We start from the raw sequence: 26574 nt of genomic DNA on the forward strand, positions 1-26574 counted from the left end.
TTGTCATTGCAACGGTCATGAGGCTTGGCGATGTTTGAGCTACGTGTGCTTGATGGTTCGCGCCAGGGAGCGGCGTTGCCGTTGTTTGGCGGGCAATGGAGTATTGGTGCGCATCCGGATGCTGACCTTTCGCTGTATGACGAAGGGATTGCCGAGCGCCATGTGCTGCTGCGGTGTATCGAGCAGCACTGGTCGGTCCAGGCTCAAGAAGGGTTGGTGCGGGCCAGTGACGGTCAGCTCCTGGCCCAGATTGCCGACCTGGCACTGGGCGTTCCTTTTTCCCTTGGCAACATTCGACTGTGCGTCACCCTGGCCGATCAGCCTTGGCCGCAAGCCTCACCTGCCGAGCCGATTGCGCCAGTGGCCAGGCCTGTGAATGAGGCGGTACCGGCGCTGGTGTTGTCGTCGATATCCGGGGCGCAGCAGAAACGGTTGATCAGCCTGGTGGTGGTGATCGCGGCCATCATCATGGTGGTGGGCCTTACGACGACGGGAGAGCATGAGGCCCAGGCGTCGTTGATGGCGGCGCCCAGTCAGAAAAACGAGCTGGGCTCAGCCTACGAAGTGCGCCAGCAACTGCTGAAAATGCTCAACGAGCGTGAGCTGGGCAATCGCATCCGCTTGCAGGTGATCAATGGCCAGGTGACGCTCGAAGGGGAAGTTGCCCAGGAAGAAATGGGACTGGTGTCGCGCATGCTCAATCGTTTTGGCGAGCAGTTCGATACGTCTGTGCCAGTGATCAGCCGGGTCAAGGAACGTAGCACGGTACTGCCTTTCAAGATTCTGCAGATCGTCGGCGGGCCGAATGGCCATGTCGTCCTGGATGAAGGCAATCGGCTGTTTGTCGGGGATGAAGTGGATGGCTTGCGGCTGGTTCTGATCGATAACACCAAGGTGGTGTTCGACGGCCTACAACGCTATGAGGTGCGCTGGTGAGTGCCGACCTGCAGACGCGCCTGCAAGCCTGGGAGCAGGAGCGAGCGCAGGCGCTGGCCAGTTTTGCGCCGGTCTCGGTGCGCGGGCGTATCCAGCGCGTCAACGGCATGTTGCTGCAATGCCGTTTGCCTCAGGCGCGTATCGGCGATTTGTGCCAGGTTGAAAAGTCCACCGGCGACTACATGCTGGCCGAGATCATCGGTTTCGATCAGCAGGATGCGGTGCTCAGTGCCTTGGGCAATCTTGAAGGCGTGCGGGTGGGCGCCAGTGTCGAACAGTTGGGCGTCTCGCACCGAGTACGCGTCAGTGATGAGCTGTTGGGCCAGGTGCTGGACGGCTTTGGTCGTCCGATTACGGGGGAGGGCGCCAGTGCATTTGTCGAGGCGCACGCCGAAGACACCAGCCTGGTGTTGTGCGAGGCGCCCTTGCCCACCGAGCGACCCCGGATCCACCGGGCACTGTCCACCGGGGTGCGCTCGATCGATGGCCTGCTGACCCTGGGTGAAGGCCAGCGCGTTGGCCTGTTTGCGGGCGCCGGCTGCGGCAAGACCACCTTGCTCGCCGAGATCGCCCGCAACGTTGACTGTGATGTGATTGTGTTCGGCCTGATTGGTGAACGAGGCCGTGAGCTGCGCGAATTTCTCGATCATGAACTGGATGATCAGCTGCGCGCCAAGGCGGTGCTGGTGTGCGCGACGTCCGACCGCTCAAGCATGGAGCGCGCCCGTGCCGCGTTCACCGCGACGGCACTGGCCGAAGGTTATCGACGCAAGGGCCTGCGGGTCCTGCTGCTGATCGACTCCCTGACCCGTTTTGCCCGGGCCCAGCGTGAAATCGGCCTGGCGGCTGGCGAACCGCTGGGGCGAGGCGGTCTGCCGCCTTCGGTGTACAGCTTGCTGCCACGTCTGGTGGAGCGTGCCGGGTTGACCCGCGAGGGGGTCATCACGGCGATCTACACCGTACTTATCGAGCAGGACTCCATGAGCGATCCGGTGGCCGACGAAGTGCGCTCGCTGCTTGATGGCCATATCGTCTTGTCGCGCAAATTGGCCGAGCGCGGCCACTACCCGGCGGTGGATGTGCTGGCCAGCCTTTCGCGGATTCTGAGCAACGTCGCCGAACCTGCGCATATCCAGGCCGGCACCGCACTGCGCCGTTTGTTATCGGCGTATCAGCAGATTGAGTTGATGCTCAAGTTGGGCGAGTACCAACCCGGCAGCGATGCCCTGACTGACCTGGCGGTGGACAGTCGCCAAGCGGTGGACGGGTTTTTGCGCCAGGACTTGCGCGAGCCCGCGCCGATGTCGATGACACTCGACCAACTGATGAGCCTGACAACCCATGTCCCTTTCTGAAATCGACACCTTGCGGCGACTGCGCCGGCATCGGGCAGACCGCGCCGAGCGTGCGTTGCGTGAGGCCAAGCGGCATCAGCAAGCCCTGTTGGTGCAAATCCAGCAGGCACAGGAGGCACTTGAGCAAACGCGCCTGCAGGAGATCGAGAAAACCGCCGAGTTGCTGGGTAAACATCAAGGCCAGGTGCTCTCATTGCAGCAACTCAAGGCCTGGAGCAGCCAGGAGCGCACCTTGTCCGCAGGGACCCGCCGCGAGGAAGGCCAGTTGGATCAATTGCATGGCCAGCGGGAGGAGCACGTGGTGCATATCGCCAGTGCACAGAAACAGGTGAGCCGATGCCTGCGCGAGGTCGAGAAACTTCAGGAGTTGTCGGTTTTATTGAGGCAGGAAGAGGTACAGGAAGAACTATGACCCAAGTCCAAGCAAGCAAGCCTGAACGCCCGCGCCCGCGTGAGCCGCGCGCGGACCAGGAGCCTGTACCGTCGGGGGGCGTGCCCTGGGAGCAGGGACGGTTATTTACCCAACTGCTGGACAGCGATGCCGAGGGGGCGGGCTACGGCACCTCGGCAACGGCAGCCGGGGTGGCGGGCGATAGCATGATGATCGAGGCAATGACGGCGCAATTGCTACCCCGGATCCATGGGAGCGCGCAATGGCCGCTGCAGGCGGTGCTTTACCTGCCGCGTCTGGGGCGGATCAGCGCCAGTGTGCGCCGTGAACAGGGGCAGTGGAACATCGAGCTGGCGGCCGAGGAGGAGCTTGCCACGCGTTGGCTGGGCGATGTGCGCCAGCGCTGTGAGGAACGTCTGGCCGAGGCCCTGGGCGCGCCTGTCGCGTTACACCTGACCCATGTGGGCGCGACATGATCATGCCGGCGCTCGCGATTCCCTTGGTCAAAAGCGCCACGGTTGCGGCACGCCTGCGCCTGGGGCGGGGCCTGCGTATGCCGTTTCAGGTGACAGGCCAGCACGGTGAGCTGCTGCTTGAGCCTGGACGTGCGCCCAGGAGCGCCGCTGCGCTGTATTTCGAAACGGCCTGTGGGCTGCTGGCCTTCAGCGAGCCAGGGCCGATGTTCAGTCTTCTGGGGGAGTGCCCGGTGACGCTCGCCGAGGCCGGCAATGATCCGGACTCCTGGTTCTGGGAACTGTTCCAGCACCACTTGAGCCCTCAGGTGCGAGCGCTGTTTGGTTACCTGCGGCTGCGGGCCGTCCCTGGAAAACTGAATTTCGGTTGTCGGCTCACGGTGACGTTGGGGGCCTCCCGGGTGGTGGGCTACCTGTTGCTGGCCCCCGAGAGTCTGTTGGCATTGTGTGATGCGGGGCGCTGGCAACCTACGGCCCTGCCGTTGCCGGCCTCGTTTCAACTGACGATTGCCGTGACGCTGGGGCGGTTGAAACTGCCCCTGAGCCAAGTTCGCGGCCTGCGTGCCGGCGATGTGGTGATGCTGGAGCAGGCTTTTTTTGATGTGCACGGCAATGGCCAGTTACGGATTGGCAAGCATCGCCTGCATGGGCGCATTGACGATGAATCAGGGCCTGTGGGCCTGACACTTGTATCTATCGAGGAAACGTCTGTGGACGAGGATCTTTCAGCACAACACTACTCGGGGTATGACGAGCATGACCTTGATGAACCCGTGGTAGATGTTTTTGGCCATGAGCCTTTCGACGAGTTGAGCATGGCCTTGAATGTGCGCTGTGGCACCCTGAACCTGACGCTCGGGGAGCTGCGCAACCTTGCGCCCGGTGCGGTGTTGAGCATCGCGGGCTACGCTCCCGGCATGGCGGGGCTCTACTACGGCGATCGGCCGATTGGCCAGGGCCAGTTGGTCGAGATGGATGGACGCCTGGGCCTGCAGTTGTCCCGTGTGATTTTCGCGCGATGACGTTCCAGGGGGTCGAGCCCGTAATCCTCGCGTTATTCATCGGCGCACTGGCCTTGATGCCGATGCTGTTGATCGTCTGCACTGCCTTTCTGAAAATCATCATTGTGCTGATGATCACCCGTAACGCCATCGGCGTGCAGCAAGTGCCGCCGAGCATGGCGCTCAACGGCATCGCGCTGGCGGCGACCCTGTTTATCATGGCGCCGGTGGGGTATGCCATTGCCCAGAACGTCAAGCAAGCCCCGGTGGACTTGAGCAGTGTGCAACGCTTCCAGGAAACGGGGCTGGTGGCCATCGAGCCGCTGCGTCTGTTCATGACCCGCAACACCGACCCGGACGTCCTCACGCACCTGCTGGAAAATACCGCACGCATGTGGCCGCCGGAAATGGCGCAGAACGCCCAGCGCGAAGATCTCATATTGCTGATTCCGGCCTATGTGATTTCACAATTGCAGGCCGGGTTCGAAATCGGTTTCCTGATCTATATCCCCTTTATCGTCATCGACCTGATTGTCTCCAATCTGCTGCTGGCCCTGGGCATGCAGATGGTTTCGCCGATGACCATTTCCCTACCCCTCAAGTTGCTCCTGTTCGTATTGGTTTCTGGTTGGTCACGGCTGCTCGACAGTCTGTTCCTTTCTTATTTGTGAGTGACCTATGGAACCGATTGTACTGTTCAAGCAAGGCATGCTGCTGGTGGTGGTGCTCTCGGCGCCGCCGCTGATTGTCGCGGTGATCGTCGGGGTGATGACCTCCCTGGTGCAGGCCCTGATGCAGGTACAGGACCAGACGTTGCCCTTTGGCATCAAGCTGGTGGCCGTCGGCATCACCCTGATCTTGACCGGGCGCTGGATTGGCGTGGAGTTGATTCAACTGATCAACATGACATTCGACATGATTGCCCGCTCGGCACTGAACTGAGGAACCCCCGTTGCTCCTTTACCTTGAGTTTTTGCCCAGCCTGTTGATCAGCATGGCGCGCATCTACCCGTGCATGTTCCTGGTGCCGGCTTTCTGTTTCCAGCATGTACGCGGGATGACCCGGCACACGATTGTGATGGTCGTGGCCCTGTTCCCCACACCCGGCATTCATGCCGCATTGATGGGCAAGGACTACTCCGCGTTGATGCTTGGCGGTCTGGTCCTCAAGGAAGCGGCCCTGGGATTCTTGCTCGGGGTTTTGCTGTTCATGCCGTTCTGGATGGTCGAGTCGGTAGGCGCGGTGCTCGATAACCAGCGTGGCGCCCTGGCGGGCGGGCAACTCAACCCTTCGCTGGGGCCGGATGCGACACCGGTCGGGCACCTGTTCAAGCAGTTGGCGATTTTCCTGTTGATCACAACCCTTGGGTTGGGCGTGCTGACGCAAGTGATCTGGGACAGCTACCTGATCTGGCCACCCACGGCGTGGGTGCCCTTGCCGGCGGTCAATGGCTTTAGCGTGTTCCTTGGCCTGCTCGGCGATACCTTCGTGCACATGATGCTCTACGCGGCGCCCTTCATTGCGGTGTTGCTGCTGCTGGAGTTCGGTTTTGCCTTGCTTGGGCTCTACAGTCCGCAGTTGCAGGTGTCCACCCTGGCCATGCCGGCCAAGAGCCTGGCGGGCTTGGCTTTCCTGCTGCTGTACTTTCCGTTGTTGGAGGACTTGATCGCCGGGCGCATGGGCCTGCTGATGGACCTCAAGCATTCTCTTGGCCTGATGTTTCGGGGCCCGGGGCAATGAGTGACTCCGGCGAGAAAAAACACGCGGCGAGTCCCAAGAAACTCCAGGACCAACGCAAGAAAGGCCAGGTTGCCCAAAGCCAGGACGTGGCCAAACTGTTGGTGCTCACCGCGATCAGCGAGATCGCCCTGTTTACCGCCGAAACCAGCCTGCAGCGCTTCCAGCAGATGATGGCGTTGCCGTTTTCGCGCGTGGGCCAGCCGTTTGTGCGCGCTCTGGAAGAAGTGCTGATGGACGGCCTGGTGGTGTTTTTTTCGTTCGGCCTGTTGATGTGCGGTGTGGCGATCGCGGTAAAGCTGATAAGCAGTTGGATGCAGTTCGGCTTGCTGTTCGCCCCGGAAAGCCTGAAGCCGGATTTCAACCGCCTCAACCCACTCAGTCAGCTCAAGCAAATGTTTTCTGCGCAGTCGGTGATCAACCTCTTGATGGGGCTGGGCAAGGCGCTGTTGCTCTCGCTGATCCTGTATGTAGTCATCGCCCCCTCGCTACAGGTGCTGATCAACCTGGCCACCAGCGATCTGCAGAGCTACATCGTGGCGCTGATCGCCCTGTTTCGTCACTTGCTGCATGCCTGCCTGGGACTGTTGTTGGTGCTCGCTCTGATCGACTGGAGCATGCAGAAGTATTTCTTTGCCAAGCGCATGCGCATGACCCAGGTGGAGGTGGTCAAGGAGTACAAGGACATGGAGGGCGATCCCCACGTCAAGGGTCAGCGCCGCTCCCTGGCCTACCAACTCGCCCAGGAAGAGCCGAAGGTCAAGCTGCCCAAGTTGGAAGAGTCCGACATGCTGGTGGTCAACCCGACGCACTTTGCCGTGGCGCTGTACTACCGGCCTGGTAAAACGCCGCTGCCGATGTTGGTCGACAAAGGCACCGATGCCCAGGCGCGCCAGTTGATTGGCCGGGCCAAGGCCGCTGACGTGCCGGTGATCCAGTGTGTGTGGCTGGCGCGCATGTTGTATGAGCGAAAGCTGGGGGCGCCGATTCCCCGGGAGAGCTTGCAGGCGGTGGCGCTGATCTATCGCACCTTGCGTGAACTGGATGATGAGTCCAAGCGCCAGACCCTGGAGTTACCGGAGCTTGCGCGCCGCTAGGGCGCGCGGCGTACATCCAGGGCTTCGAGCTTGGCCAGTGAGAGCAGTCGGCTGACGATGTCATCGAGCGACTGGCCGTTGGGCACCAGTGCATGCCAGATCACCAGGCTGCCCTTGGCATCGAGATAGACAAAGCATCCATCGAACACCATGGCGTGGACGAAGCGTCGTTCCAGCACCCGCTGTACCTGGCCGGCCTGCAGCGCCTCAGGTGCAATCTGCAGGGCCAGGCCGGGCTTCTGGCCGGCGTTCAACCGGCACAGGCCGATGCCCGGGCACAGAGGCTGGTGAGCGACGTTGCCGCTCACCAGATTGTCCAGAAGTACCTGGCGACGCCCATCATCGTCGGGTAATCCCATGGCGGTCATTGCTCCAGCGAGATCGTCTGATAGTCCGACCTTTCGCCTGATGGGCCGGGTTCGACGCGCATCTGCGCCGGCCACCAGACCACCAGCTTGTTAGCGCTCGATTGCGGACGGGAGCAGGAGTTGCCTTTGCACGTCGGCGTACAGCCGGCCATAAGCAGCGCAAGGCCCAGGAGAGTGATGCAGGAGAGTCGCTGTTTCATGGCGCAGTCTTCCGTGTTGGCGTGAGCAGGGAGGGGCGGGTTACACCGATATGTTCATCCTTCACCACCGGGCGCATGGCGATGAACACCTCCGCCTCTTCACCCGGTTTGAGCCAGGCCCGTGGCCAGACGCTGACGGCCAGGGTCTGGGAATTGCTGCATTCGCTCTCATCGATGCGCACGTTGCGATTGAACTGATTGCGCATCACCACCACCGCCACGTTGAACTGCGGGCCGGCGTACCACTGGCTGCGTTCGGTATTGAGCGCCAGCAGGTCACGGGTGTTGCACAAGGTCCCCAGGCCCAGCGGCATGGGCGCGGCTTTGAAGGCGTCAGGCACTTGTCCGGTGACGAGGTGGGCGAGGGCGCTGGTGATTGCGCTGCGCTTGATCACCGGTGGGTGCTCGGCATAGCGCCTGGCCAAGGGGTTGAGGGCCGCCTGCAGCTCTACCTGATCGTCCGCTGGCAAGTAACGTGACGGGTCGGCCTGGTCGCCGATGACGCGGGGGGTGAGGATAAACAGGCGTTCACGTCGGTTGTTCTGCCGCTCGGTGGAAGAGAACAGTGTCTTGCCCAGCAACGGTATGTCCCCCAGCAGCGGCACCTTGTTTCTTTTATCGGTGCTTTCGGTGACATGGAACCCGCCGACCACCAGCGAACGTTTTTCCGCCATCACCGCCTGGGTGCTGACTTTGCCCCGGCGTACATCGGGACCGATCCGTTCGGGGTTGGACTCGTCGAAGTTGCCGTCTTCGATATCCACCGCCAGATGGACCTGGTGCTTGCCACGGGTGGTAATGACCCGTGGCACCACTTGGAAACTGGTGCCCACGGTGATAGGCAGGATGGTCGCGTTTTCGACGCCGGCCGTCAGGTACTGAGTGCGGTTGAAGTCAATCACCGCAGGTTGGTTTTCCAGGGTCAGCACCGAAGGGTTGGACACCATGGTCGCCAGGCCCTTGGCTTCCAGGGCTCGTATGTCGGCGTAGAAACGGTCGCGCTTTTCCACCGACAGTTGCGCCGATGTCCCAGGCGCCATGTTCACGCCGCCGAGAAAACGGCTGTTCTGAAAGCCCCAGTTGACCCCGAACTCTCGCAGTTGCGTACGCTCGATATCGAGGATGATTGCGTCGATCTCCACCAGTTTGCGTGCCACATCGAGCTGGGCGATCAGCTCGCGGTACATGGCCTGGCGCTCCGGCAGGTCGTAGATCAAGACGGCATTGTTGCGCACATCCGCTTCGACACGAATTCGGCCTCTTGCAGCGGGGGCTCTGGAGGTCAGCGCCATGCCGGGTTCCATCTGCCCAAGGGGCGCCTGTGCGCCGAGCATCTGGTTCAGCATCGGGTTGCTCAGCCGGGGAAGGATCGGGGTGATGGGCGAGGGCTGCGCTGCCGAGGCCGGGCGTGGGCTCATTGACGACAGTACGGAGTTGTCCCGGGGCTCCAACAGCCCGCGTAGCATGCTGGCAACACCCGCGATGACCAGCTTTTCTCCACGATAATCAATCGGGCGATCCGCCGCGTTGGCGAATTTCAGCGGGAAAGTCAGCACGCTCTGTTTTTCATCGGGAGATTTTCGCTGGCTGCTGAATTGCCTGATCTGTTCGATGTACCGCTTGGGGCCGGATACCAGCACCACGCCATCTTCAGGGAGTTCTCCCCAACCGAAACGGTTATCGAGCAGGCCAATGTCCGTCAATGCCTGCTTGAGGTCCGCAACGGTTTGCGATGAGACCTCCAGGCGCGAGGACTGCTGCTGGTCCAGGGTGCTGATGTACAGCGTGTTGTTGTACATGTACCACTGGAAACGATGTTCTACCCCCAGCCGGTCAAGCAACGACTGTGGGGTATTGGCGCGTATCTTGCCGTTGACGTTGCCTTCCAGGTGGCCATCGATCTGAATCTGCGTGCCAAAGGTCTGGGCGAAATCCTCCAGTACCTCACGCACCTGCTTATGTTCAGCTTCATAGGCGTACGCGGTTCTTTTCCATTCGGCGGGGATCGCGGCGAGCGGGCTTTGCACGGGCAAAAACAACCAGGGCAGTACCAGCAGGTAGCGCCAATGAGGGCCTTTTTGAGGGGCGGCGGGCGAGACGGCGCGCAAGCGGGTGCGCTTGTGGTTCTTGTTGGACATTGGATGTTCTCTGATTAGTGCGGCAGCGAGCGAAGTGACGTGGGTTGGAACCGTGGGCCCTGTTTTGCAAGACGCGCGATCATTGCGCGCCAGGTATCGCGCTGGTTGAGCAGGGCTTCGAGACTGTCCAGCAACGGCTTCTCGCTGGTGCTTTCCTGTAGACACTGAGTCAACCAAAGCGCACCCGTTGCAGGCGCCTGTGCGAGTGCACCTTGAAAGTGACTCAGGCTTGCGTTACCCAGGTGAATCCAGGTGTTGAGGTGTGATTTATCAGGCCGCTCCCGGGTCAGTTGGACCTGCAACAAGAGGGTGTTGGAGCCGTGGCGCAGGAGTATTTCGTCATGGTCTTCGATGAGCCTTAATTCTTCGGCGCGGCTGTTCAACCAGTTGGTAATGAGCGCCTTCACTTTATTGCCCGCTGTCCAGGCCCGCCTTCAATAGCATATGTCTTGCCCTGATATGTTCATTGAAAACGTGTTCGGATTTACGGTTGGTCATCACCAGTTCATAGAACAAATCCATGTCCTCCGGGGATCCAGAGTTCTGCTCCATCAAATCGCGTACATCGTTTCTGCTGCGCTTCGCATCGCTAAGAAGTTGCTCTCTGTAACCTGAGTAGTAGTTCATGGATTTGCTCCTTTTTTGTGTTTCCTCTCTGTGGTTTGTATTTCGAATTGGTTCCAGATGTAGCCGTTTATTTGGGGCATGTACGTGGTTGAAAATCAGGCATCCAACCGTGTGCTGCTGGGGTCTAGAAAACTGTCGCGCATGGCGGCCCAGCCAATGCAAAAGTCCCCTTCTTCGGTTTGTAACAGCAGGGTCTGGGGTTTGACGGTATCGTCAGCACGTAGCGCCCAGAGTGTGTTGTTGTGGTCGGCGAGAGCCTGCCGTACGGCCTCCAGCTCCTGCGGGTGGCACAGCAATGCCGCCCTGACCATCGGCACCTGGCTGGCCATCAATTGTCTGATCAACGCTGCCATGCGTTGTGGCGGGGGCGTATCTTCCAGCAGGAGATGAATCGCCTGGTTGGCGATTGAAGAGGCATATCGTTCGAGGTTGTCGTACATCGCCTGGCGTTCGACCTCCCAGCGTTTGAACTGCGCATCGGCACGTCGCCAGATTTCAAGGCCGGCCTGCTCCAGCAGTTTTTCCCGCTGCTTTTCTGCCAGCTTCAGCAATTGCCTGGCCTGGGCCTTGGCATGCTCCAACGTGTTATGGGCATGGGCGTAATTGGCCAGGGTTTCGCGGGGGATCAGGGTTTCGGTAAAGGCGGCGGAACCTTTGGGCAAGTCGATTTTATGTCGGCAAAACATTCTGTTCAGTCTCCATGGTCCTTGGTGCTAGGCGCGTTGCCGTCGCTGTGGATCGTCGCAATACGCCAGACCACGGCATGCCAGAGGGTATCGAGGCGGCTGTAGGAGTCACCGAGCGAAAGGGCTTTTTTCTCCAGCTCCAGAACGCGTCGGCGAGGGAATCTCAATCTGATGCGTTGCCAGGTGGCAGGGCTGACCCAGGTACGTAGCAGTTGCAAGGGGTCGTCATCGGGCTGCAGCATATCTGGAGGCAATGCCTTGGACAGTCTGTTGCACCACTGGTGGAGGTTTTCATTCAACGCGCTTGCGTAGGCCGGGCGACACGCGCTGTCAATCAACGCCAGCACCAGGTCAAGTTGCTCCGGCGAGGCGAGCGCCAGTTGCAGCAGTGTGGGCTGAGGCGTGGGTGGCAGGCAGGGGGCTATACCGTAGAGTCTGGCTACCCACAGGTGTCGGCTGTGATGAAGTGCACTGCGTGCCGTGTGCTCATCAGCCGTTCGCCAATCTTCACGTGAATGCAGCCAGGGGGTTGCCCACCACTGGGCCCATGCCAGGTTACTCATCGTGCGAGGATGGTCCGCTCGTTTGGGCATGCGGCAGCGCTCGCTGACCCCTGATCCGCCAGAACGTCACGGCGATAATGAGCAGCACTAAAACGATCATGGTGAAGGTGACGCTGGCCCGCCAAAAGCCAACGTCATCGCCCGGCACCAGGAACGGACCGAAATAGGCCAGGCGTTGCTGCTCCAGATAGGCTGTCGCCGGAACGAATACCACCGTCAGTTTTTGCGGATTTTCGACGGCGTTGGTCATGCCAGGAATGCTGCTGGAGACCATCCGGCGCACACGGGCCTGGATGTTGTCGGGGTCAAGCCGAGGGTCATGCTTGATGAACACTGATGCAGAAGCCGGTTGTACCGGTTCGCCCGGTGCAACCCGCTCGGGCAGCACTACGTGTACGCGGGCAACGATGACGCCGTCGATGTTCGATAGCGTGGTTTCCAGTTCCTGGGACAAGGCATAGATATAGCGCGCTCGCTCCTCGAGCGGGGTTGAGATGACCCCTTCCTTGCGAAAGGTATCGCCCAGGGTGGCGCGGGCTGTCTTGGGCAACCCGACGGCTTCCAGGGTACGTACGGCCCGCCCGATATCGGAGGCATTGACCACGACGACCACACCGTCTTTGGCGGGGACTTTGGTGGCGCGTATATGCTTGTCTGCCAACTCCGCGATGACTTCATTGGCTTCCTGCTCGGAGAGTTGGCGGTGAAGTTCGACGCGGTCACTGCAGGCATTGAGCATGAATGACAACGCTAGCGTTAACGTAATAAACCGTAGGCGAGTCATGTTTATCTACTGAAGGTTGCAGATTTTATCGATGCCTTGTGCGGTTTTTCCGACACTTTTAACGAGAATTTGCGTCAGCAGCAACGTGTCGGAAAGTTGCTCCGGATACTTTCGCGCTTCATCAAATTTATTCTCGCCGCTCAAGGCTCGCAGACTTTTGGTCATGCGCTGGGTGACAGAACTCAACCGGTCGGATGCTTCGGAAAGCATGCTTTGTGGCGTCGTGTAGTTTGTCGCCGCACTAGGTTGTGCGGAGGGCTCCATGATCGAGGCGAAATAGTTGACATCGCTATGGGCGATTGATGATTCCTGTGCGCTTGAGGAACCACTGAGATGATCATGTTCAGCAGAGCGTACTCGTCCTATAAACATATGGCGCCTATTACGTCAGTATTTTGGGGGGGCTTATTGTTGTTGATGAAGTGGCTGAAGTGACCTTCCCGCAACCCGTTGCGAGGAAGGTCAGAGGGGCGCCAGACTGATTACAGACGCAGAGCATCAGAGGCTGTTTTGATACCTGCGGTGTTTTGGTTTACCGCAGTTTTCCATGCGTTTTTCACACCGTCAGCCCTCTTTTTCGCTTCTGCAGCTTCAATGCCTGCGTCCGCCTCCTCTGCTGTCATGCCACCTGTGCTGCTACCGTAAGGGGTCGACCCGTAAGAGCCCATTGCACCAATAGTCATATTGTTTACTCCGTATTTAACGTTGATCTCTCTGGACTTAAGCGATGTTGAGAGGTGATGTGTCACATCGAGTGTCGCTGTCCATAATTTATGTGGCGCAGGAAATGTATGCGTTCCAATTGCATCGTCAGGGTATGTTTCAAAAGGTGTAACTTTTCCAGAGCGTTGCCCGTTCGCTATGCAACGCAGTTATGTCAGTGATATTTCCAGTTGCTTCATTCGGTAATAGAGCGTGCGCTTGGCCACACCTAACTCGACGGCCACTCCATCAACATTATGGGCATGGCGGTTCAGCGACTCTTCAATCAGCACTTTCTCGATTTGTTGTAGACGCTCCTTGAGCGGCAATTCCAACTCCTGGCGCTTTGTTACCGCAGCACAGAGGGGGGGGAGTCCCAGGACGAAGCGCTTGGCTGTCGAACGTAGTTCGCGCACGTTCCCCAACCAGGAATGACAAAGCAGTTGTGAAAGCAGAGCGTTGGGAGGTGAGGGCACTGGGCACTTGAAGTACTCAGCCTCCTGCCGGATCATTTTCAGGAACAGGGGGATGATGCGTTCGGGTTGCTGCCTGAGTGGCGGGAGGTTGATGTTGACCACGTTCAGGCGAAAATACAGATCGCGCCTGAAGGCGCCTTGAACGACCATCTCATGCAAGGACTGTTGGGCAGACGCAATGACGCGCATGTCTACGGGGATAAACCGAGTCGAGCCCAAGCGTTCAACCCCCCTGGATTCCAATACCCGCAGCAACTTGGCTTGCAGGGGAAGTGGCATGCTGTCTATTTCGTCCAGGTATAAGGTGCCCTGATGCGCGGCTTCGACAGAACCTGCACGCGATTGCATGGCCCCGGTGTAGGCGCCGCTGTTGACCCCGAAGAGTTGGCTTTCGGCAAGGCTCTCCGGTATGGCCGCACAGTTGACCGCGACGAAGTTCCCCCGTCGTCCTGAAAGGCAATGAACACGTTGCGCCAAGGTGTCCTTGCCAGTGCCTGTTTCCCCAAGCAGCAGAATGTCGATGTTGAGCGGGGCGGTGTTATTGATGGTTGTCTCGATGTCTGGACAATCATTGAACGGGGTATCTGGTTCAACTTCACTTTGATAGGAGGCCGACATGTTGCTATTGCTCCAATAGAGTTGTCGCTTCACTATTGTTTGAATTTGCTAGTGATATGGGGCAGTAGACCGGAAAATGTCCAGGTTGTCATTGCGAAAGGAGAGTGGGCTAGGTCATTGTTTTGTTTGGATTGTTAAGGAACTTGAGTTGGAGGAATATTCAAGTTTTTGTAGGAATGGTGTTTGCAGTTCTGTGTAGGGGAAGTCCTAAATATTTTATGATTATTATTTAATGGGTAAGTTATGTACATGAAGTGTCTGTTTGTAGCTCTTCATGTGCATTTTATTAAAATACATAACAGTGTCTTGATATGTCACGCGGTGCTGCAGTTGCTGGAAAGTCCATGTCGTAAATGAGCCGCCCACAAAAAAGCCGATGCAGGGCATCGGCTTTTTTGTGGGCGGCAGGTGCCGTCGGTCAAGCGTTACACGTTGAAACGGAAGTGCATTACATCGCCATCCTTGACGACGTATTCCTTGCCTTCCAGGCGCCATTTACCGGCTTCCTTGGCCCCGGCTTCACCCTTGAACTGGATGAAGTCGTTGTAGGCGATCACTTCGGCGCGGATAAAGCCTTTTTCGAAGTCGGTGTGGATCACGCCCGCAGCCTGTGGCGCGGTGGCGCCGACCTTGACGGTCCAGGCACGGACTTCTTCGACGCCGGCGGTGAAGTAGGTCTGCAGGTGCAGCATTTCGTAGCCTGCACGGATCACACGGTTCAGGCCAGGCTCTTCCAGGCCCAGGGCCTCGAGGAACATGTCTTTCTCTTCGCCGTCTTCCAGCTCGGCGATTTCCGCTTCGATCTTGTTGCAAACCGGCACAACCATCGCGCCTTCTTCTTCGGCAATGGCCAGGACCACGTCGAGCAGAGGGTTGTTCTCGAAGCCGTCTTCAGCCACGTTGGCGATGTACATCACAGGCTTGGTGGTCAGCAGGTGGAAGCCCTTGATCACGGCCTTTTCGTCGACGCTCATGTTCTTCATCAGGCTGCGTGCAGGCTTGCCCAGGGTGAAGTGAGCAATCAATTGCTCCAGCAAGGCCTTCTGCACCACTGCGTCCTTGTCGCCGCCTTTGGCATTACGCGTCACCTTTTGCAGTTGCTTCTCGCAGCTGTCGAGGTCGGCGAAGATCAGTTCCAGGTCGATGATCTCGATATCGCGTTTCGGGTCGACGCTGTTGGAGACGTGAATCACGTTCTCGTCTTCAAAGCAGCGGACCACGTGAGCGATGGCATCGGTCTCACGGATGTTGGCCAGGAACTTGTTGCCCAGGCCTTCACCTTTCGACGCACCGGCTACCAGGCCGGCGATGTCGACGAACTCCATGGTGGTCGGCAGGATGCGCTTGGGATTGACGATGGCGGCCAGGGCCTCCAGGCGCGGATCGGGCATCGGCACGATACCGGTGTTGGGTTCGATGGTGCAAAAGGGGAAGTTCTCCGCCGCAATACCGGACTTGGTCAGGGCGTTGAACAGGGTGGACTTGCCGACGTTAGGTAGGCCGACGATGCCGCAATTGAATCCCATGGTGTTTCCCCTCGCAAAAAAGTCAGGCCTTCTGGCTGTGCAGGTTTTTCATCGCACGGTTCCATTCACCGGCGAAGATATCCGGCAGCACGCCGAGGGCAAAATCGATGCTGGCATCGAGTTTTTCCTGTTCGGCGCGTGGCGCACGACCCAGGACGAAATTTGAAACCATACTGGCAACGCCTGGGTGGCCAATGCCGAGCCGCAGACGGTAAAAGGTATTCTGATTGCCCAGCTGCGCAATGATGTCGCGCAGGCCATTATGACCGCCATGGCCGCCGCCTTGCTTGAGCTTGGCAACGCCAGGTGGCAGGTCCAGTTCGTCATGGGCCACCAGGATTTCTTCGGGTTTGATCCGGAAGAACCCCGCAAGCGCCGCGACAGCCTGGCCGCTGCGGTTCATGTAGGTGGTGGGAATCAGCAGACGAACATCCTGACCCTGATGCGAGAAGCGTCCGGTCAGGCCAAAATATTTGCGATCGGCCACAAGATTGACGCCTTGGGCGTGGGCGATGCGCTCAACAAAAAGGGCCCCCGCGTTATGCCGGGTCTGTTCGTATTCGGCGCCTGGATTTCCCAGGCCAACGATCAGTTTGATGGCAGTCACGACAGGGGCCCTTCCTTTGGAGTTGTGGATAACATCGCCGCAACCTCGTTGCGGCGAAAGTGGACGACAGGAGCTCACTTATCCAGAGATAAACTTCGCGTTATCGCCCGCTTTCTCGCTACGTTTCGGTCCGCGATGTTTCCTCAAGCTCCGACGCTGCAGAGAGCATTACTCTGCAGCGGTTTCGCCTGCTTCATCTTCTGCTACAACACGTGGCGCGTGGACGTTGGCAACAGCCTTGTCGTCGTTGTGAGCCAGTGCAACGAACTCAACGCCTTTAGGGGCCTTGAGGTCGGACAGGTGAATGATGGTGCCGATTTCAGCAGCCGACAGGTCGACTTCGATGAACTCAGGCAGATCTTTCGGCAGGCAGCTTACTTCCAGCTCGGTAGTGGTGTGGGAAACAACGCCACCTTTCTTGACCGGAGCTTCTTCACCAACAAAGTGCACAGGCACGATAGCGGTCAGTTTCTGACCAGCAACAACGCGTACGAAGTCAGCGTGCAGTACGTGACCTTTGGCCGGGTGGCGTTGCAGAGCCTTGATGATAACGTTCTGCTTTTTGCCGCCAACGTTCAGTTCGATAACGTGGCTGTAGGCAGCATCGTTTTCGAGCAGTTTGGCAACTTCTTTAGCCAGCATGCTGATGGATTCAGGGGCTTTTTCGCCACCGTAAACTACAGCTGGAACCAGGCTTGCGAGACGACGCAGGCGGCGGCTCGCACCTTTCCCCAGGTCGGAACGCAGTTCAGCATTCAAAGTAAAATCGTTCATGTTGTATCTCCAAAATAACCACATTCGCCCCAGCGTTTGCGACCAGCGCTAAAGGCGATATGGGCAAAAAAGCCCCGCCCCAGCATGGTGCTGGGGCGGGGCGCTTTTCGTCAGGTTGATGCTGCCAAGGTTTGACCCTTAGCGGAACATCGCGCTGATCGATTCTTCATTGCTGATACGGCGAACCGCCTCAGCAACAACCGGTGCGATATCCAGTTGACGGATACGCGCACAGGCTTGAGCAGCGGCGGACAACGGGATGGTGTTGGTCACCACCAGTTCGTCCAGCACGGAGTTCTCGATGTTCTCGATCGCTCGGCCCGACAGCACAGGGTGTGTGCAGTAGGCGAAGACTTTAGCCGCACCGTGCTCTTTCAAGGCTTTTGCCGCGTGGCACAGTGTGCCGGCGGTATCAACCATGTCATCGACCAGAATACAGGTACGCCCTTCGACATCACCGATGATATGCATCACTTCAGAGTGATTGGCTTTCTCACGGCGTTTGTCGATGATCCCGAGGTCCACGCCCAGGGACTTGGCAACAGCTCGTGCACGCACGACGCCACCAATGTCCGGGGACACGATCATCAGGTTTTCAAAGCGCTGGTCTTCGATGTCATCCACCAGTACGGGGGAGCCGTAGATGTTATCTACCGGAATATCGAAGAACCCCTGGATTTGGTCAGCGTGCAGGTCAACCGTGAGAACACGATCGATACCTACCACGGTCAGCATGTCAGCGACGACTTTCGCGCTGATAGCCACACGTGCGGAACGCGGACGGCGATCCTGACGGGCATAACCAAAGTAAGGGATTACAGCTGTGATTCGAGTCGCTGAGGAGCGGCGGAAGGCATCAGCCATCACGACGAGTTCCATCAGGTTATCGTTGGTCGGAGCGCAAGTCGGCTGAATAATGAAAACATCTTTACCGCGGACATTTTCATTGATCTCGGCTGTAATCTCGCCGTCGGAAAATTTACCGACAGAGATGTCACCGAGAGGGATATGCAGCTGACGTACAACACGCCGAGCCAGATCGGGGTTAGCATTCCCCGTAAAGACCATCATCTTGGACACGCGCAGTACCTAGAGGCTGAGGGTAACCTGGATGAGTATAGAAAATGGCAGGGGCGGCTGGATTCGAACCAACGCATGGCAGGATCAAAACCTGCTGCCTTACCGCTTGGCGACGCCCCTGTATCTGTTGCAACGAGTACCCAGTACTCGGTTCCTTTTAGAGCAGACTTTGCAGCTTGCGATGCAACATCGAAACGTTGCTTCCCTTTGCTACAAACCCTGTAAGGGTCTCTGTAAGAAGGGCCGAGACTTTATCAGCTTCAGCTTTGTTTGGGAAGCCCCCAAACACACAACTTCCAGTTCCGGTGAGTTTTGCTTCGGTAAATTTACCTAGCAAATTCAATGCGTTACGTACATCTGGGTAACGCCTTGCTACCACCGGTAAGCAGTCATTTCGACTGTTTCCCTTGGGAACGGGGCGCACTTTAATGGGAGAAGAGTTACGTGTCAACAACGGATCTGAAAAAATTTCTGCTGTACTTACAGATACTTGCGGAACAAGCACGACATACCACGGCTCTTCGGGCTCAACAGGGGTGAGTTTTTCCCCGACACCCTCAGCAAATGCGGCGTGTCCACGCACAAAAACCGGGACGTCGGCGCCCAGTGTCAGGCCCAGTGCGGCCAGGCGATCTTCATCCCAACCCAGCTGCCACAAGTGATTGAGACCGAGCAGGGTGGTTGCGGCATTCGAGCTGCCGCCGCCGATGCCGCCACCCATGGGCAGGATTTTATCGATCCAGATATCGATGCCCAGCGGGCAGCCGGATTGTTCCTGGAGTTTTTTTGCCGCCTTCACGATCAGATTGCTGTCGTGGGGCACATCGGCAAATTCGGTGTGCAGTTGAATCACCCCGTCGTCGCGTACGGCGAAGGTCATCTCATCGCCGTAGTCGAGGAATTGAAACAACGTCTGCAACTCGTGATAGCCATCTTCACGACGACCGAGGATGTGCAGCATCAAATTGAGCTTGGCCGGAGAGGGCAGGGTCAGGCGTTCGGTCATGTCACTGCCCCAGCTTGCGTGGTTGCCAGTCCTTGATCACCAGCGTGACGTCAAGGTTGCTGCCGTGCAGCTTGATACGTTCGGGCAGCCAGTAGCCGCTCTGTTCCACATAACTGAGGTACTCAACCTGCCAGCCATCCTGTTCCAGAGTGGCCAGGCGGCTATCGCCATTGAGGCTCAAGCGGCTCTTGCTGTCAGGCGCGGGCAGGCCGCGAACCCACCAGACCAGGTGCGAGACCGGCAACTTCCAGCCGACCTGCTCTTCAAGCAATGCCTCCGGGGATGGCGCTTCATAGCGGCCCTGGTTGGCCACTTCGAGGCTAACTTGCCCCGGTCGCCCGGTCAGGCGTGCGGCGCCACGGCCCAGGGGGCCAGAGAGGCGGATGTCGTAATAGTCCTGGCGTTGCAGCCAGAACAAGGTGCCGCTGCCCGAATCCTTCGGTGCGCGCACGCCGATCTTGCCTTCGATCTGCCAGCCATCAATGCTGCTGAGCTGATCCTTGTGCTGGCGCCATTGCGCCGGGTTGCCCTGGCCTTCGACGGACTCACGGGCACCGAAGCCCGTACAACCGGCGAGCAGGGCGATAAAACTGAAAACGATGGCGTGGCGCAAAAACATAGAATTAAAGAGTCTCGGATCCGGTCAGGCGCTTGATGGTGCTGCGCAGGATAGGGCTGTCGGGTTGTTCCTTGAGGAACTTGGCCCAGATTTTTCGGGCTTCGCGCTGGTTGCCTTTGGCCCAGAGCACTTCGCCCAGGTGTGCGGCGACTTCCTGGTCGGGGAACCGCTCCAGGGCCTGGCGCAACAGGCGTTCGGCTTCGTCGAGGTTGCCCAGGCGGTAATTCACCCAGCCCAGGCTGTCCAGCACTGCCGGGTCTTCCGGGTTGAGCTGGTGCGCCTGTTCGATCAGGGCCTTGGCCTCGGCGTAGCGCGTTGTACGGTCTGACAAGGTGTAGCCCAGGGCGTTCAGTGCCATGGCATTGTCCGGATCGCGCTTGATGATCAGGCGCAGGTCCTTTTCCATCTGCGCCAGGTCATTGCGTTTCTCGGCCTGCATGGCGCGGGTGTACAGCAAGTTCAGGTCGTCGGGGTATTGCAGCAGGGCCTGGGCGAGGATTTTCCAGGCGCGCTCCCCTTGATTGTTGGCCGACAAGGTCTCGGCCTGGATCAGATACAGCTGGATGGCATAGTCCGGCTCGGCATCGCGGGCAGCAGCCAGGCGTTTTTCGGCTTCGTCGGTACGGCCGTTGTTCATCAGGATATCGGCCTGGCGCAGTTGCGCCGGCAGGTAGTCGTTGCCAGGGCCGACCTGAGCGTATTCGATCAGCGCGCCTTGCGGATCATCCCGCTCCTCGGCGATGCGCCCCAGGTTCAGGTGGGCCGAGTCAACATGACTTTCCCGGGCGATCAGGTCTTCCAGATAGCCCTTGGCCTCTTCCCAGGCCTTGGCTTCCAGGCAGACCAGCGCCAGGGAGTAGCGTAGTTCGTCATCGTCCGGGTATTGCTGGACCAGGCTGGCGAACTCCACCTTGGCGTCTTCCATGCGGTCTTGTTCCACCAGCATGCGTGCGTAAGTCAGGCGCAGGCGCTTGTCGTCCGGATACTTCTTGATGCTCTTTTGCAGCAGCGGCAAGGCTTCCTTGCCCCGGTTTAGGCTTTGCAGCAGGCGTGCGCGCAAAAGCAGTGGGGCGATTTCGCCTTCTTCCGGCGGGTTTTGCTCCAGCAGCTTGAGGGCGGCTTGCGGTTCGTCATCCTGTTGCAGCAGCAGCGCTTTGCCAAATACCAACTGGCCGTTGCTCGGGTGCTTTTGCAGCAGGCGGTCGAAACTCTTCATCAGGCCGTCGCGGGTGTCCTGGTCGGTATCGGCCGCTGAAAGGGCGAGGAAGTCAAAATGGGTATCGCCCTTGCCCTGCAAGACTTTCTCCATATAGACCATGGAGTCGTCGTAGCGCCCGGCCCGCGCCAGTTGGATCGCCGCGGCACGCTGGGCTTCCAGGTCGTCCGGGGCGTTTTTCGCCCAGATCAGCGCGGTATCCAGGGCAGCCTGGTCGGCGCCCAGGTATTCGGCGATGCGAAATGCTCGCTCGGAAATCCCCGGGTCCTGGGTGTTGATGGCCTGGGTCACGTAGTTATCCAGGGCAATGTCGAAACGATTGCGCTGGCCGGCGAGCTCCGCGCTCAGCAGGCTGAACACCGTTTCTTCGCTGAACGAGGAATAAACCTTGGGTTTTTCAGGGGCGGGGGTGCTGTCTTCCACCGGCGCAGGACTCTGCGGCGATACGGGGGCCATGGACTGGCAGCCGCCGAGGAAGGCAAGGGCAAGGAGCAACGCGGAAGATCTATTCATATAGGAAGAGGACGACTAACCTGCGGTCGGATCATCATGACACAAGCCCTCGGCCAAACATAACCGGGGCACTCGGATTGCCTTAAATGCTCTCCCTGTAGGGGCGAGCTTGCTCGCGAAAAACGCAAAGGCGCCGCGTTTACCCAGGGTGCCAGCGTTATCGTTGACGATTTTCGCGAGCAAGCGCGCTCCTACAAAGGGCCTTTATAGACGCAAGGCATTAGGACAATAGACGACGGTGGTTGTTCTGGATGAGTCGAAGTAGGACAATTGTCGGCTTCTCGACATCATCAGCGATATTGAATGGCCTTCCTTGCTCTGGGTATCAACCACAAGACTGCTTCTGTAGACGTCCGCGAGCGCGTGGCGTTTACCCCGGAGCAATTGGTTGAGGCTTTGCAGCAGCTGTGCCGGCTCACCGACAGCCGCGAAGCTGCGATCCTTTCCACCTGCAATCGCAGCGAGCTCTATATAGAGCAGGAACATCTTTCGGCGGATGTCGTGCTGCGCTGGCTGGCTGATTACCATCATTTGAGCCTGGATGACCTGCGCGCCAGTGCTTATGTGCATGAAGATGATGCGGCAGTTCGTCACATGATGCGTGTTGCATCCGGGCTTGATTCGCTGGTGTTGGGCGAACCGCAAATCCTCGGCCAGATGAAGTCGGCCTACGCCGTGGCCCGCGAAGCCGGGACCGTGGGGCCGTTACTGGGGCGTTTGTTCCAGGCCACCTTCAATTCGGCCAAGCAGGTACGCACCGATACGGCGATTGGCGAAAACCCGGTCTCCGTGGCATTTGCTGCCGTCAGCCTGGCCAAGCAGATCTTCAGCGACCTGCAGCGCAGCCAAGCCCTGCTGATCGGCGCGGGCGAGACCATCACCCTGGTCGCCCGGCATCTGCATGACCTGGGCGTCAAGCGTATCGTAGTGGCCAACCGTACTCTGGAGCGCGCCAGCATCCTGGCCGAAGAGTTCGGCGCCCACGCGGTATTGCTGGCTGATATCCCGGCCGAACTGGTGCGCAGCGATATCGTGATCAGCTCCACCGCCAGCCAGTTGCCGATCCTGGGCAAGGGTGCGGTGGAAAGCGCCTTGAAGCTGCGCAAGCACAAACCGATTTTCATGGTGGATATCGCCGTTCCCCGGGATATCGAACCGGAAGTCGGCGAGTTGGACGACGTTTACCTCTATAGCGTCGACGACCTGCATGAAGTGGTCGCCGAAAACCTCAAGAGCCGCCAGGGTGCTGCCCAGGCCGCCGAGGAAATGGTCGCGATCGGCGCCGATGATTTTATGGTGCGCCTGCGCGAGCTGGCCGCCGTGGATGTACTCAAGGCCTATCGCCAACAGGGCGAGCGCTTGCGTGACGAGGAATTGCTCAAGGCCCAGCGCCTGCTGGCCAACGGTGGAAACGCTGAAGACATCTTGATGCAATTGGCCCGTGGCCTCACCAACAAGCTGTTGCATGCTCCCAGCGTACAGCTTAAAAAACTGACAGCCGAAGGCCGCCTCGATGCGCTGGCCATGGCCCAGGAACTCTTTGCCCTCGGTGAGGGCGCGTCAGACAGCTCTTCGGATAAAAAACCGCAATGAAAGCGTCACTGCTCAATAAACTGGACGTGCTCCAGGACCGTTTCGAAGAACTGACCGCCTTGCTCGGCGACGGCGAGGTTATTTCCGATCAAACCAAGTTCCGTGCCTATTCCAAGGAATACGCCGAAGTTGAGCCGATCGTGACCACCTATTCGCAACTGCTCAAAGTGCAGGCCGACCTCGAAGGCGCCCAGGCGCTGCTCAAGGACAGCGACCCGGACATGCGTGAAATGGCCGTGGAAGAAGTCCGCGAAGCCAAGGAAAAGCTCGTTGAACTGGAAGGCGACCTGCAACGCATGTTGCTGCCCAAGGACCCTAACGACGGGCGCAACGTCTTCCTGGAAATCCGCGCCGGTACCGGCGGCGACGAAGCGGCGATCTTCTCCGGCGACCTGTTCCGCATGTATTCGCGTTATGCCGAGCGTCGCGGCTGGCGTGTGGAAATCCTCTCCGAGAACGAAGGGGAGCACGGCGGCTACAAGGAAATCATCGCCCGGGTCGAAGGCGAGAACGTCTATGGCAAGCTGAAGTTCGAGTCCGGCGCCCATCGCGTACAGCGCGTTCCAGCCACCGAGTCCCAAGGCCGCATCCACACCTCGGCCTGCACCGTGGCGGTATTGCCCGAGCCGGACGAGCAGGAAGCCATCGAAATCAACCCGGCGGACTTGCGTGTCGATACATATCGCTCGTCCGGCGCCGGTGGCCAGCACGTCAACAAGACCGACTCGGCAATCCGCATCACTCACTTGCCGTCCGGTATTGTGGTGGAGTGCCAGGAAGAGCGATCCCAGCACAAGAACCGTGCGCGGGCCATGTCCTGGCTGTCGGCCAAGCTCAACGACCAGCAGACCAGCGCCGCGGCCAACGCGATTGCCAGCGAGCGCAAGTTGCTGGTGGGCTCGGGTGACCGTTCCGAGCGCATTCGCACCTATAACTACGCCCAGGGCCGGGTCACCGACCATCGGGTCAACCTGACCCTGTATTCCCTGGACGAAATCCTTGCCGGTGGCGTGGACGCAGTGATCGAGCCGTTGCTCGCCGAATACCAGGCCGACCAACTGGCCGCGATAGGTGAATAAATGACCATTATTGCCAGCTTGTTGCGCGCCGCCGAGCTGCCCGACTCGCCTACCGCCCGTCTGGATGCGGAGTTGTTGCTGGCGGCTGCCTTGGGCAAGTCCCGCAGCTACCTGCACACCTGGCCGGAAAAAATCGTCAGCAGTGAAGACGCGCTGCGCTTTGCCGACTACCTGCAACGTCGCCGCGGCGGGGAGCCGGTGGCCTATATCCTCGGCCAGCAAGGCTTCTGGAAGCTTGACCTGGAAGTCGCGCCACACACGCTGATCCCGCGTCCGGACACCGAACTGCTGGTGGAAGCGGCCCTGGAGTTATTGCCCGCCACCCCGGCCAACGTCCTCGACCTGGGCACCGGCAGCGGCGCCATCGCTCTGGCCCTGGCCAGCGAGCGCCCGACCTGGCGCGTAACGGCGGTGGATCGCGTGCTCGAAGCCGTGGCCCTGGCCGAGCGCAATCGCCAGCGCTTGCACCTGAATAACGTCACGGTGCTTAACAGCCATTGGTTCAGCGTCCTGAAAGATCACACCTATCACCTGATCATCAGCAACCCACCCTATATTGCCGACAGCGATCCGCACCTGGTGGCGGGCGATGTGCGCTTCGAACCGGCCAGCGCGTTGGTTGCAGGCCACGATGGCCTGGACGACCTGCGGCAGATCATTGCCCAGGCGCCGCTGCACCTGGAGGCCGGTGGCTGGTTGCTGCTCGAGCATGGCTACGACCAGGCACCTGCGGTGCGCGACCTGTTGCTGGCGCAAGGTTTTGCCGAGGTCCACAGCCGTATCGACCTCGGCGGCCATGAGCGCATCAGCCTGGGACGCCGGCCGTGCTGACCGATCAGGAGCTGTTGCGCTATAGCCGACAGATTCTGTTGCAACAGGTCGATATCGAAGGCCAATTGCGCCTGAAAAACAGCCGTGTATTGATCGTCGGTCTGGGTGGTCTCGGTGCTCCGGTGGCCCTGTACCTGGCCGCCGCCGGCGTAGGTGAACTGCATCTGGCGGACTTTGATACCGTCGACCTGACCAACCTGCAACGCCAGATCATCCACGACACCGACAGCGTTGGCCTGAGCAAGGTCGATTCGGCTATCCGCCGCTTGAGCGCGATCAACCCCGAGATCCGGCTGATTGCCCACCGCGTGGCGCTGGACGTTGATTCGTTGGCCGCTGCCGTAGCCGGCGTGGACCTGGTGCTCGATTGCTGCGACAACTTCAGCACCCGCGAAGCGGTGAACGCGGCGTGCGTGGAAGCGGGCAAACCCTTGGTCAGCGGTGCGGCGATTCGCCTGGAGGGCCAACTCTCGGTGTTCGACCCGCGGCGCCCGGAAAGCCCGTGCTACCACTGTTTATACGGGCACGGCAGCGACACCGAACTGACCTGCAGCGAAGCCGGCGTCGCCGGTCCGCTGGTGGGCCTGGTCGGCAGCCTGCAAGCCTTGGAAGCCCTGAAACTGCTGGCCGGTTTTGGCGAGCCCCTGGTCGGCCGCCTGCTGCTGATCGACGCCCTGGGCACACGTTTTCGCGAGCTGCGGGTCAAGCGTGATCCCGGTTGTAGCGTCTGCGGTAGCCAGCATGGTTAAGGATGCACCGATTGGTGTATTCGACTCCGGGGTCGGCGGCCTGTCGGTGCTCGACGAAATTCATCGTTTATTACCCCACGAGTCGCTGCTGTACGTGGCGGATTGCGGGCATATCCCCTACGGCGAGAAAACCCCGGCATTCATTCTCGAACGTTCGCGAGTGGTTGCAGAATTTTTCCGCGAGCAGGGCGCCAAGGCCTTTGTGATTGCCTGCAACACGGCAACCGTGGCGGCGGTCGCGGATTTACGTAGTGATTATCCGGATTGGCCACTGGTGGGCATGGAGCCGGCGGTCAAGCCAGCGGCTGCCGCGACGCGCAGCGGTGTGGTCGGGGTGCTGGCCACCACGGGCACCTTGCAAAGCGCCAAGTTCGCCGCGTTGCTGGATCGCTTTGCCACCGATGTGCGGGTGATTACCCAACCTTGCCCGGGGCTGGTAGAACTGATCGAAGCCGGCGACCTGAACAGCCCGGCGCTGCGCCAGATGCTACAAGGGTATGTGGCGCCGCTGGTCGAGGCAGGGTGCGACACCATCATCCTCGGTTGCACCCACTATCCTTTCCTCAAGCCACTGCTGGCGACGATACTGCCACCGTCGATCATCCTGATCGACACCGGTGCGGCAGTGGCGCGTCAGTTGCAGCGTCTGCTGGGCGAGCGCCACCTGCTGGCCGACGGCAATCCCCGGGCCACGCAATTCTGGACCAGCGGAGATCCGCAGCACCTAAGAAATGTCCTACCCACACTATGGAAATTCAGCGGCGTTGTGCGAAGCTTCGCCCTGTGAAAAATTCGTGAAATGGCGGGTTTTTCAGCTGAACTTCTGCG

At 59.4% G+C, this 26574-nt stretch carries 32 protein-coding genes and 1 tRNA gene; 14 read left to right on the forward strand and 19 right to left on the reverse strand.

What is annotated here, in order from left to right; all coding sequences use genetic code 11:
- Nucleotides 1-30: 30 nt before the first annotated feature.
- The 9 genes from HBO09_RS18815 to sctU are packed head-to-tail and all read left to right on the forward strand — an operon-like array spanning nucleotide 31 to nucleotide 6991.
- Nucleotides 31-936: an FHA domain-containing protein gene (locus HBO09_RS18815; RefSeq protein WP_169996147.1), complete on the forward strand. Its 906-nt coding sequence runs from the start codon at nucleotides 31-33 to the stop codon at nucleotides 934-936.
- Nucleotides 933-2291, forward strand: coding sequence for a FliI/YscN family ATPase (locus tag HBO09_RS18820; RefSeq protein ID WP_169996149.1), 1359 nt, complete (start codon nucleotides 933-935; stop codon nucleotides 2289-2291). The genes HBO09_RS18815 and HBO09_RS18820 overlap by 4 nt, the downstream gene beginning before the upstream one ends.
- On the forward strand, nucleotides 2278-2703 hold the full coding sequence (locus tag HBO09_RS18825) for a YscO family type III secretion system apparatus protein (protein ID WP_169996151.1): 426 nt from the start codon (nucleotides 2278-2280) through the stop codon (nucleotides 2701-2703). Before HBO09_RS18820 ends, HBO09_RS18825 begins: the two co-directional genes overlap by 14 nt.
- The gene (locus HBO09_RS18830; RefSeq protein ID WP_169996153.1) at nucleotides 2700-3158 is read left to right on the forward strand and encodes a type III secretion system HrpP C-terminal domain-containing protein; all 459 of its coding nucleotides are present in this window, start codon (nucleotides 2700-2702) and stop codon (nucleotides 3156-3158) included. The genes HBO09_RS18825 and HBO09_RS18830 overlap by 4 nt, the downstream gene beginning before the upstream one ends.
- Nucleotides 3155-4177 (forward strand): FliM/FliN family flagellar motor switch protein, encoded by a 1023-nt coding sequence (locus tag HBO09_RS18835; protein WP_169996155.1) that lies wholly within the window; start codon nucleotides 3155-3157, stop codon nucleotides 4175-4177. The genes HBO09_RS18830 and HBO09_RS18835 overlap by 4 nt, the downstream gene beginning before the upstream one ends.
- Nucleotides 4174-4827 (forward strand): type III secretion system export apparatus subunit SctR, encoded by a 654-nt coding sequence (gene sctR, locus HBO09_RS18840; protein ID WP_169996157.1) that lies wholly within the window; start codon nucleotides 4174-4176, stop codon nucleotides 4825-4827. The genes HBO09_RS18835 and sctR overlap by 4 nt, the downstream gene beginning before the upstream one ends.
- A gap of 7 nt (nucleotides 4828-4834) precedes the next feature.
- A complete protein-coding gene (sctS, locus tag HBO09_RS18845) occupies nucleotides 4835-5098 on the forward strand; it encodes a type III secretion system export apparatus subunit SctS (RefSeq protein WP_169996159.1) in 264 nt (87 codons plus the stop codon).
- 10 nt (nucleotides 5099-5108) lie between these two features.
- On the forward strand, nucleotides 5109-5897 hold the full coding sequence (gene sctT, locus HBO09_RS18850; RefSeq protein WP_169996161.1) for a type III secretion system export apparatus subunit SctT: 789 nt from the start codon (nucleotides 5109-5111) through the stop codon (nucleotides 5895-5897).
- The gene (gene sctU, locus HBO09_RS18855; protein ID WP_169996163.1) at nucleotides 5894-6991 is read left to right on the forward strand and encodes a type III secretion system export apparatus subunit SctU; all 1098 of its coding nucleotides are present in this window, start codon (nucleotides 5894-5896) and stop codon (nucleotides 6989-6991) included. Before sctT ends, sctU begins: the two co-directional genes overlap by 4 nt.
- Here sctU and HBO09_RS18860 read toward each other — a convergent pair.
- The 19 genes from HBO09_RS18860 to HBO09_RS18945 form a co-directional block, all read right to left on the reverse strand.
- The gene (locus HBO09_RS18860) at nucleotides 6988-7350 is read right to left on the reverse strand and encodes a transcriptional regulator (protein WP_169996165.1); all 363 of its coding nucleotides are present in this window, start codon (nucleotides 7348-7350) and stop codon (nucleotides 6988-6990) included. The two genes, sctU and HBO09_RS18860, sit on opposite strands and share 4 nt — an antisense overlap.
- A gap of 5 nt (nucleotides 7351-7355) precedes the next feature.
- Entirely contained in the window at nucleotides 7356-7559 is a 204-nt protein-coding gene (hrpT, locus tag HBO09_RS28990) for an HrpT family type III secretion system protein (RefSeq protein ID WP_262381283.1), read from the reverse strand.
- A complete protein-coding gene (sctC, locus tag HBO09_RS18865) occupies nucleotides 7556-9697 on the reverse strand; it encodes a type III secretion system outer membrane ring subunit SctC (protein ID WP_169996167.1) in 2142 nt (713 codons plus the stop codon). The genes hrpT and sctC overlap by 4 nt, the downstream gene beginning before the upstream one ends.
- A gap of 14 nt (nucleotides 9698-9711) precedes the next feature.
- On the reverse strand, nucleotides 9712-10104 hold the full coding sequence (locus tag HBO09_RS18870; protein ID WP_169996169.1) for a type III secretion protein: 393 nt from the start codon (nucleotides 10102-10104) through the stop codon (nucleotides 9712-9714).
- Nucleotide 10105: 1 nt separating this feature from the next.
- Complete coding sequence (locus tag HBO09_RS18875; RefSeq protein WP_169996171.1) at nucleotides 10106-10324, reverse strand: hypothetical protein; 219 nt, start codon at nucleotides 10322-10324, stop codon at nucleotides 10106-10108.
- Between the two features lie 95 nt (nucleotides 10325-10419).
- Nucleotides 10420-11010 (reverse strand): type III secretion system stator protein SctL, encoded by a 591-nt coding sequence (sctL, locus tag HBO09_RS18880; RefSeq protein WP_169996173.1) that lies wholly within the window; start codon nucleotides 11008-11010, stop codon nucleotides 10420-10422.
- A gap of 5 nt (nucleotides 11011-11015) precedes the next feature.
- Nucleotides 11016-11573 carry a type III secretion protein gene (locus tag HBO09_RS18885; protein ID WP_169996175.1) on the reverse strand — a complete coding sequence of 186 codons (558 nt, stop codon included), beginning with the start codon at nucleotides 11571-11573 and terminating at the stop codon, nucleotides 11016-11018.
- Nucleotides 11566-12357 carry a type III secretion inner membrane ring lipoprotein SctJ gene (gene sctJ, locus HBO09_RS18890; RefSeq protein WP_169996177.1) on the reverse strand — a complete coding sequence of 264 codons (792 nt, stop codon included), beginning with the start codon at nucleotides 12355-12357 and terminating at the stop codon, nucleotides 11566-11568. Before sctJ ends, HBO09_RS18885 begins: the two co-directional genes overlap by 8 nt.
- A gap of 6 nt (nucleotides 12358-12363) precedes the next feature.
- Nucleotides 12364-12729: a hypothetical protein gene (locus HBO09_RS28995; protein ID WP_262381284.1), complete on the reverse strand. Its 366-nt coding sequence runs from the start codon at nucleotides 12727-12729 to the stop codon at nucleotides 12364-12366.
- 110 nt (nucleotides 12730-12839) lie between these two features.
- A complete protein-coding gene (locus HBO09_RS18900; RefSeq protein WP_169996179.1) occupies nucleotides 12840-13040 on the reverse strand; it encodes a hypothetical protein in 201 nt (66 codons plus the stop codon).
- A 189-nt stretch (nucleotides 13041-13229) separates the two neighbouring features.
- Complete coding sequence (locus tag HBO09_RS18905) at nucleotides 13230-14153, reverse strand: sigma 54-interacting transcriptional regulator (protein WP_169996181.1); 924 nt, start codon at nucleotides 14151-14153, stop codon at nucleotides 13230-13232.
- A gap of 425 nt (nucleotides 14154-14578) precedes the next feature.
- Nucleotides 14579-15679, reverse strand: a complete 1101-nt coding sequence (gene ychF, locus HBO09_RS18910; protein WP_057437736.1) for a redox-regulated ATPase YchF — start codon at nucleotides 15677-15679, stop codon at nucleotides 14579-14581.
- Between the two features lie 22 nt (nucleotides 15680-15701).
- On the reverse strand, nucleotides 15702-16286 hold the full coding sequence (gene pth / locus HBO09_RS18915; protein ID WP_003208389.1) for an aminoacyl-tRNA hydrolase: 585 nt from the start codon (nucleotides 16284-16286) through the stop codon (nucleotides 15702-15704).
- Between the two features lie 168 nt (nucleotides 16287-16454).
- On the reverse strand, nucleotides 16455-17060 hold the full coding sequence (locus HBO09_RS18920; protein WP_029295688.1) for a 50S ribosomal protein L25/general stress protein Ctc: 606 nt from the start codon (nucleotides 17058-17060) through the stop codon (nucleotides 16455-16457).
- 138 nt (nucleotides 17061-17198) lie between these two features.
- Nucleotides 17199-18140 (reverse strand): ribose-phosphate pyrophosphokinase, encoded by a 942-nt coding sequence (locus tag HBO09_RS18925; protein ID WP_003171603.1) that lies wholly within the window; start codon nucleotides 18138-18140, stop codon nucleotides 17199-17201.
- A 45-nt stretch (nucleotides 18141-18185) separates the two neighbouring features.
- A tRNA-Gln gene (locus tag HBO09_RS18930) sits at nucleotides 18186-18260 on the reverse strand.
- A 37-nt stretch (nucleotides 18261-18297) separates the two neighbouring features.
- Nucleotides 18298-19146, reverse strand: coding sequence for a 4-(cytidine 5'-diphospho)-2-C-methyl-D-erythritol kinase (gene ispE, locus HBO09_RS18935; RefSeq protein WP_169996183.1), 849 nt, complete (start codon nucleotides 19144-19146; stop codon nucleotides 18298-18300).
- A gap of 1 nt (nucleotide 19147) precedes the next feature.
- Nucleotides 19148-19765 (reverse strand): lipoprotein insertase outer membrane protein LolB, encoded by a 618-nt coding sequence (gene lolB / locus HBO09_RS18940; protein ID WP_169996185.1) that lies wholly within the window; start codon nucleotides 19763-19765, stop codon nucleotides 19148-19150.
- 4 nt (nucleotides 19766-19769) lie between these two features.
- The gene (locus HBO09_RS18945) at nucleotides 19770-21494 is read right to left on the reverse strand and encodes a tetratricopeptide repeat protein (protein ID WP_169996187.1); all 1725 of its coding nucleotides are present in this window, start codon (nucleotides 21492-21494) and stop codon (nucleotides 19770-19772) included.
- 303 nt (nucleotides 21495-21797) lie between these two features.
- Between HBO09_RS18945 and hemA the strand changes: the two genes are divergently transcribed.
- From hemA to murI, 5 genes are read left to right on the forward strand one after another with little or no spacing between them, the layout of a single operon-like run.
- The gene (gene hemA, locus HBO09_RS18950) at nucleotides 21798-23087 is read left to right on the forward strand and encodes a glutamyl-tRNA reductase (protein ID WP_169996188.1); all 1290 of its coding nucleotides are present in this window, start codon (nucleotides 21798-21800) and stop codon (nucleotides 23085-23087) included.
- Nucleotides 23084-24166, forward strand: a complete 1083-nt coding sequence (prfA, locus tag HBO09_RS18955) for a peptide chain release factor 1 (RefSeq protein ID WP_169954857.1) — start codon at nucleotides 23084-23086, stop codon at nucleotides 24164-24166. The genes hemA and prfA overlap by 4 nt, the downstream gene beginning before the upstream one ends.
- On the forward strand, nucleotides 24167-24997 hold the full coding sequence (prmC, locus tag HBO09_RS18960) for a peptide chain release factor N(5)-glutamine methyltransferase (protein ID WP_169996190.1): 831 nt from the start codon (nucleotides 24167-24169) through the stop codon (nucleotides 24995-24997).
- The gene (locus tag HBO09_RS18965; protein WP_169996192.1) at nucleotides 24991-25746 is read left to right on the forward strand and encodes a molybdopterin-synthase adenylyltransferase MoeB; all 756 of its coding nucleotides are present in this window, start codon (nucleotides 24991-24993) and stop codon (nucleotides 25744-25746) included. Before prmC ends, HBO09_RS18965 begins: the two co-directional genes overlap by 7 nt.
- Nucleotides 25739-26533 (forward strand): glutamate racemase, encoded by a 795-nt coding sequence (murI, locus tag HBO09_RS18970; protein ID WP_169996194.1) that lies wholly within the window; start codon nucleotides 25739-25741, stop codon nucleotides 26531-26533. Before HBO09_RS18965 ends, murI begins: the two co-directional genes overlap by 8 nt.
- The last annotated feature ends 41 nt before the right edge of the window (nucleotides 26534-26574 follow it).

It is taken from the genome of Pseudomonas sp. WS 5027 (assembly GCF_012985695.1).
Lineage (GTDB): Bacteria > Pseudomonadota > Gammaproteobacteria > Pseudomonadales > Pseudomonadaceae > Aquipseudomonas > Aquipseudomonas hygromyciniae.

What these genes read in the sequence shown, in the direction of transcription:
- HBO09_RS18815 (WP_169996147.1), top strand. Translation starts at nt 31, where the DNA reads ATGTTTGAGCTACGTGTGCTTGATGGTTCGCGCCAGGGAGCGGCGTTG.
- HBO09_RS18825 (WP_169996151.1), top strand. Translation starts at nt 2,278, where the DNA reads ATGTCCCTTTCTGAAATCGACACCTTGCGGCGACTGCGCCGGCATCGG.
- HBO09_RS18830 (WP_169996153.1), top strand. Translation starts at nt 2,700, where the DNA reads ATGACCCAAGTCCAAGCAAGCAAGCCTGAACGCCCGCGCCCGCGTGAG.
- HBO09_RS18835 (WP_169996155.1), top strand. Translation starts at nt 3,155, where the DNA reads ATGATCATGCCGGCGCTCGCGATTCCCTTGGTCAAAAGCGCCACGGTT.
- sctR (WP_169996157.1), top strand. Translation starts at nt 4,174, where the DNA reads ATGACGTTCCAGGGGGTCGAGCCCGTAATCCTCGCGTTATTCATCGGC.
- sctS (WP_169996159.1), top strand. Translation starts at nt 4,835, where the DNA reads ATGGAACCGATTGTACTGTTCAAGCAAGGCATGCTGCTGGTGGTGGTG.
- sctU (WP_169996163.1), top strand. Translation starts at nt 5,894, where the DNA reads ATGAGTGACTCCGGCGAGAAAAAACACGCGGCGAGTCCCAAGAAACTC.
- HBO09_RS18860 (WP_169996165.1), bottom strand. Translation starts at nt 7,350, where the DNA reads ATGGGATTACCCGACGATGATGGGCGTCGCCAGGTACTTCTGGACAAT.
- hrpT (WP_262381283.1), bottom strand. Translation starts at nt 7,559, where the DNA reads ATGAAACAGCGACTCTCCTGCATCACTCTCCTGGGCCTTGCGCTGCTT.
- sctC (WP_169996167.1), bottom strand. Translation starts at nt 9,697, where the DNA reads ATGTCCAACAAGAACCACAAGCGCACCCGCTTGCGCGCCGTCTCGCCC.
- HBO09_RS18875 (WP_169996171.1), bottom strand. Translation starts at nt 10,324, where the DNA reads ATGAACTACTACTCAGGTTACAGAGAGCAACTTCTTAGCGATGCGAAG.
- sctL (WP_169996173.1), bottom strand. Translation starts at nt 11,010, where the DNA reads ATGTTTTGCCGACATAAAATCGACTTGCCCAAAGGTTCCGCCGCCTTT.
- HBO09_RS18885 (WP_169996175.1), bottom strand. Translation starts at nt 11,573, where the DNA reads ATGAGTAACCTGGCATGGGCCCAGTGGTGGGCAACCCCCTGGCTGCAT.
- sctJ (WP_169996177.1), bottom strand. Translation starts at nt 12,357, where the DNA reads ATGACTCGCCTACGGTTTATTACGTTAACGCTAGCGTTGTCATTCATG.
- HBO09_RS28995 (WP_262381284.1), bottom strand. Translation starts at nt 12,729, where the DNA reads ATGTTTATAGGACGAGTACGCTCTGCTGAACATGATCATCTCAGTGGT.
- HBO09_RS18900 (WP_169996179.1), bottom strand. Translation starts at nt 13,040, where the DNA reads ATGACTATTGGTGCAATGGGCTCTTACGGGTCGACCCCTTACGGTAGC.
- HBO09_RS18905 (WP_169996181.1), bottom strand. Translation starts at nt 14,153, where the DNA reads ATGTCGGCCTCCTATCAAAGTGAAGTTGAACCAGATACCCCGTTCAAT.
- ychF (WP_057437736.1), bottom strand. Translation starts at nt 15,679, where the DNA reads ATGGGATTCAATTGCGGCATCGTCGGCCTACCTAACGTCGGCAAGTCC.
- HBO09_RS18920 (WP_029295688.1), bottom strand. Translation starts at nt 17,060, where the DNA reads ATGAACGATTTTACTTTGAATGCTGAACTGCGTTCCGACCTGGGGAAA.
- ispE (WP_169996183.1), bottom strand. Translation starts at nt 19,146, where the DNA reads ATGACCGAACGCCTGACCCTGCCCTCTCCGGCCAAGCTCAATTTGATG.
- lolB (WP_169996185.1), bottom strand. Translation starts at nt 19,765, where the DNA reads ATGTTTTTGCGCCACGCCATCGTTTTCAGTTTTATCGCCCTGCTCGCC.
- HBO09_RS18945 (WP_169996187.1), bottom strand. Translation starts at nt 21,494, where the DNA reads ATGAATAGATCTTCCGCGTTGCTCCTTGCCCTTGCCTTCCTCGGCGGC.
- hemA (WP_169996188.1), top strand. Translation starts at nt 21,798, where the DNA reads ATGGCCTTCCTTGCTCTGGGTATCAACCACAAGACTGCTTCTGTAGAC.
- prfA (WP_169954857.1), top strand. Translation starts at nt 23,084, where the DNA reads ATGAAAGCGTCACTGCTCAATAAACTGGACGTGCTCCAGGACCGTTTC.
- prmC (WP_169996190.1), top strand. Translation starts at nt 24,167, where the DNA reads ATGACCATTATTGCCAGCTTGTTGCGCGCCGCCGAGCTGCCCGACTCG.
- murI (WP_169996194.1), top strand. Translation starts at nt 25,739, where the DNA reads ATGGTTAAGGATGCACCGATTGGTGTATTCGACTCCGGGGTCGGCGGC.